3 rRNA genes are annotated in these 5,510 nt (G+C 53.1%); all 3 read right to left on the bottom strand.

The features are described from left to right. Positions 1 to 71 (bottom strand): 5S ribosomal RNA (gene rrf, locus VVS03_RS11250); the annotation flags it as partial. Positions 72 to 210: 139 nt separating this feature from the next. Next, positions 211 to 3,292 (bottom strand): 23S ribosomal RNA (locus VVS03_RS11245). 433 nt (positions 3,293 to 3,725) lie between these two features. Then, a 16S ribosomal RNA gene (locus VVS03_RS11240) occupies positions 3,726 to 5,245 on the bottom strand. Positions 5,246 to 5,510: the final 265 nt, after the last annotated feature.

Below are 5,510 nucleotides of genomic sequence, written 5' to 3'. Positions count from 1 at the left end.
GGCGCGACGCAGGCTTAGCTTCCGGGTTCGGAATGGGTCCGGGCGTTTCCCTGCCGCTATTGACCACCGACAAACATCCGGGGCACCTTTTGGTGTCTGGTTTTCGGGTGTTGTGTCAGATACTGCATAGTGGACGCGAACACGACAACGTGACGATGTCTTGCTTTGCTTTTGCTTGTTCCACACCGCTTAACATTATTTAAGCTTGTGTGGTGTTGGTTGTTTGGCCGATTAGTACCAGTAGCCTTCACATCTTACGATGCGTCCAGGTCTGGCCTATCAACCCGGTAGTCTTCCGGGGGCCTTGTAATGAAACCTCATCTTAAAACAGGCTTCCCGCTTAGATGCTTTCAGCGGTTATCCCTCCCGTACGTAGCCAACCAGCCCTGCCACTGGCGTGACAACTGGCACACTAGAGGTACGTCCGTCCCGGTCCTCTCGTACTAGGGACAGCCTTCTTCAAGTTTCAACGCGCGCGGCGGATAGAGACCGAACTGTCTCACGACGTTCTGAACCCAGCTCGCGTGCCGCTTTAATGGGCGAACAGCCCAACCCTTGGGACCTACTCCAGCCCCAGGATGCGACGAGCCGACATCGAGGTGCCAAACCATCCCGTCGATATGGACTCTTGGGGAAGATCAGCCTGTTATCCCCGGGGTACCTTTTATCCGTTGAGCGACACCACATCCACAAGTAGGTGCCGGATCACTAGTCCCGACTTTCGTCCCTGCTCGAGCCGTCACTCTCACAGTCAAGCTCCCTTGTGCACTTACACTCACCACCTGATTGCCAACCAGGCTGAGGGAACCTTTGGGCGCCTCCGTTACATTTTGGGAGGCAACCGCCCCAGTTAAACTACCCACCAGGCACTGTCCCCAACCCAGATCATGGGCCAAGGTTCAGGCATCCACTACCATCAGAGTGGTATTTCACCAACGACTCCACCACCACTAGCGTGATAGTCTCAACGTCTCCCACCTATCCTACACAAACGATAGTAAATACCAATACCAAGCTATAGTGAAGGTCCCGGGGTCTTTTCGTCCTGCCGCGCGTAACGAGCATCTTTACTCGTAATGCAATTTCACCGGGCCTGTGGTTGAGACAGCAGAGGTCTCGTTACGCCATTCGTGCAGGTCGGAACTTACCCGACAAGGAATTTCGCTACCTTAGGATGGTTATAGTTACCACCGCCGTTTACTGGGGCTTAAATTCTCCGCTTCGGAACCAAAGGTTCCTAACAGGTCCTCTTAACCTTCCAGCACCGGGCAGGCGTCAGTCCATATACATCAACTTCACGTCTTCGCATGGACCTGTGTTTTTGATAAACAGTCGGACCCCTCTATTCTCTGCGACCACCACCAGCACACACACCGCAAAGAGTGCGGCACCAGCAGTGGCCCCCCTTCTCCCGAAGTTACGGGGGCATTTTGCCGAATTCCTTAACCACAGTTCACCCGAACGCCTTAGTATACTCAACCTGACCACCTGTGTCGGTTTAGGGTACGGGCCGTACACCCACTCACTAGAGGCTTTTCTCGACAGTACAGGATCACCAACTTCACCCCTACGGGCTACGCATCACGCCTCGACCTTATGTGGTGCGGATTTAACCTACACCACAGTCTGCACGCTTACACCAACAATCCATTAAGTGGCATGGCTACCAACCTGTGTCACCCCATCGCTTGGACCACAGTTCAGGCCCCACGCACACCAACCACGACCAGCCCCCGAAAGGGCAAGTACATAGTGGCATGGGTGGTTAGTATCACTGCTTTACCATTGGGCGCGGATATACGGGTACCAGAATATCAACTGGTTATCCATCGACTACGCCTGTCGGCCTCGCCTTAGGTCCCGACTCACCCTGGGAAGACGAACTTGACCCAGGAACCCTTAGTCATCCGGCGGGTAGGATTCTCACCTACCAATTCGTTACTCATGCCTGCATTCTCACTCGCACACACTCCACAGCGCCTTACGATACTGCTTCACAACGTGCACGACGCTCCCCTACCCAACAAAAAATTGTTGCCGCGGCTTCGGCGGTATGCTTGAGCCCCACTACATTGTCGGCGCAGAACCACTCGACCAGTGAGCTATTACGCACTCTTTCAAGGATGGCTGCTTCTAAGCCAACCTCCTGGCTGTCTTCGCGATCCCACATCCTTTTCCACTTAGCATACCCTTAGGGGCCTTAACCGGCGATCTGGGCTGTTTCCCTCTCGACTATGAAGCTTATCCCCCACAGTCTCACTGCCACGCACACACTAGCGGCATTCGGAGTTTGGCTGATGTTGCTAAGATTGTAGTCCCGCTCAACCAACCAGTAGCTCTACCTCCACTAGGCTTTCTGCGTAACGCTGCACCTAAATGCATTTCGGGGAGAACCAGCTATCACGGAGTTTGATTGGCCTTTCACCCCTACCCACAACTCATCCCCGCAGTTTTCAACCTACGTGGGTTCGCGCCTCCACAACCTCTTACAGCTGCTTCACACTGGCCATGGGTAGATCACCCCGCTTCGGGTCCAGGACATGCCACTCAACACCCCATTAGGATTCGGTTTCCCTACGGCTACCCCACACGGGTTAACCTCGCGACATGCCGCTGACTCGCAGGCTCATTCTTCAAAAGGCACGCCATCACACACTTTCAGGTGCTCTGACGGATTGTAAGCACATGGTTTCAGGAACTATTTCACTCCCCTCCCGGGGTACTTTTCACCATTCCCTCACGGTACTTAAATACACTATCGGTTATTGCACGTATTTAGGCTTACCGGGTGGTCCCGGCAGATTCACAACAGATTCCACGAGCCCGTTGCTACTCGGGGACAACAACAATCATGCTATGTGCACCTTCACCTACAGGACTCTCACCTACTCCGGTTGACCATTCCAAGCCAATTCAGCTAACACACACACCACAACGAAGCACTGGTAGACACTTCACATTGCAACCCCACAACACCGCATGCGCAACCCCTACCAAGTATCACACACACACGGTTTAGCCTCATCCACGTTCGCTCGCCGCTACTAGCAGAATCATTCGTTATTTTCTTCTCCTACGGGTACTGAGATGTTTCACTTCCCCGCGTAACCCCCACACCCACTATGAATTCATGGGCAGGTACCACCCCACAACGAGTGGCAGGTTTCCCCATTCGGACATCCTCGGATCAACGCTTACTTGACAACTCCCCGAGGCTTAACGCAGCCTGACACGTCCTTCATCGGCACACAATACCAAGGCATCCACCATGCGCCCTTCACACAACGAACACACACCACCACAAAAACAGCCAACAAAGACCGTCCTCATGGCGGGTGAACACACAAAAATTAAGAAAAACAAGAAATCACATCACACCACACACAAACAACAAAAGCTGTCCACGCGTGGTAAATGCTCGCGTCCACTATACAGTTCTCACACAACACCCAACACACACCACAACCAACCACACCGTGGCCAACTGCAAGTTGTGTGTTAGCACCAGGACAACACTAATGCCCCAGACACCCAACAATGCACCAACATACTCACACAACAAACCAACAAGGAATGTAAGCATTTGTGTTTAAAAAACAATGATTGCACCCAGCCTCATTCACTGGGGGCGTGCGTCCACCCGATTACAACACAGTGGCAGTGCCATACACAGACACATAAACCACCAACACCCACAACCGTGGGCAAAACTAAAAACTCCTTAGAAAGGAGGTGATCCAGCCGCACCTTCCGGTACGGCTACCTTGTTACGACTTCGTCCCAATCGCCGATCCCACCTTCGACGGCTCCCTAACAAGTTTGGGCCACCGGCTTCGGGTGTTACCAACTTTCATGACGTGACGGGCGGTGTGTACAAGGCCCGGGAACGTATTCACCGCAGCATTGCTGATCTGCGATTACTAGCGACTCCGACTTCATGGGGTCGAGTTGCAGACCCCAATCCGAACTAAGGCCAACTTTCAGCGATTAGCTCCACCTCACAGTGTCGCAACGCATTGTATCGACCATTGTAGCATGTGTGAAGCCCTGGACATAAGGGGCATGATGATTTGACGTCATCCCCACCTTCCTCCGAGTTAACCCCGGCAGTCTCTCATGAGTCCCCAACCAAATGCTGGCAACATAAGACAAGGGTTGCGCTCGTTGCGGGACTTAACCCAACATCTCACGACACGAGCTGACGACAACCATGCACCACCTGTATAAAGGCCACAAAGGGAAACGACATCTCTGCCGCGAACCTAAATATGTCAAGCCCAGGTAAGGTTCTTCGCGTTGCATCGAATTAATCCACATGCTCCGCCGCTTGTGCGGGCCCCCGTCAATTCCTTTGAGTTTTAGCCTTGCGGCCGTACTCCCCAGGCGGGGCGCTTAATGCGTTAGCTACGGCACAAAACCCGTGGAAGGGTCTCACACCTAGCGCCCACCGTTTACGGCATGGACTACCAGGGTATCTAATCCTGTTCGCTACCCATGCTTTCGCTCCTCAGCGTCAGTAACTGCCCAGTAACCTGCCTTCGCCATCGGTGTTCCTCCTGATATCTGCGCATTTCACCGCTACACCAGGAATTCCAGTTACCCCTACAGTACTCAAGCCTGCCCGTATCGCCTGCACGCCCGGAGTTAAGCCCCGGAATTTCACAGACGACGCGACAAACCACCTACGAGCTCTTTACGCCCAGTAATTCCGGACAACGCTCGCACCCTACGTATTACCGCGGCTGCTGGCACGTAGTTAGCCGGTGCTTCTTATCCAGGTACCGTCACAAAAACGCTTCGTCCCTGGCGAAAGGAGTTTACAACCCGAAGGCCGTCATCCCCCACGCGGCGTCGCTGCATCAGGCTTCCGCCCATTGTGCAATATTCCCCACTGCTGCCTCCCGTAGGAGTCTGGGCCGTATCTCAGTCCCAATGTGGCCGTCCACCCTCTCAGGCCGGCTACCCGTCGCCGCCTTGGTAGGCCATTACCCCACCAACAAGCTGATAGGCCGCGGGCTCATCCTACACCGAAAAAAACTTTCCACCACACACACCAAAGTGCGGTCCTATCCGGTATTAGACCCAGTTTCCCAGGCTTATCCCGAAGTGCAGGGCAGATCACCCACGTGTTACTCACCCGTTCGCCACTCGAGTACTCCAGCAAGCTGGAGCCTTTCCGTTCGACTTGCATGTGTTAAGCACGCCGCCAGCGTTCGTCCTGAGCCAGGATCAAACTCTCCACAAAAAGGCTCGTGAAAAGCCCAAACCTAACAAACAAAACCAACACACAACACAAAACGCATGTTGCATACTGACCAAAAAAGAATTACTACAAAGAAAAAATGAAAAATTCACAAAATTATGTAAACAATCACATCAATGCAGCCAGAAAGAAAAATTATATTTCAATGACACCCCAACTGAAAGCGCCATCCGGCACACACCAACACAACCATCCACACAAATGCAAAAAGTACATTGGCACACTATTGAGTTCTCAAACATCACTG

Source organism: Corynebacterium sp. LK2537 (assembly GCF_040946485.1).
Lineage (GTDB): Bacteria > Actinomycetota > Actinomycetes > Mycobacteriales > Mycobacteriaceae > Corynebacterium.
This window is presented reverse-complemented; position numbering and strand designations above follow the sequence as displayed.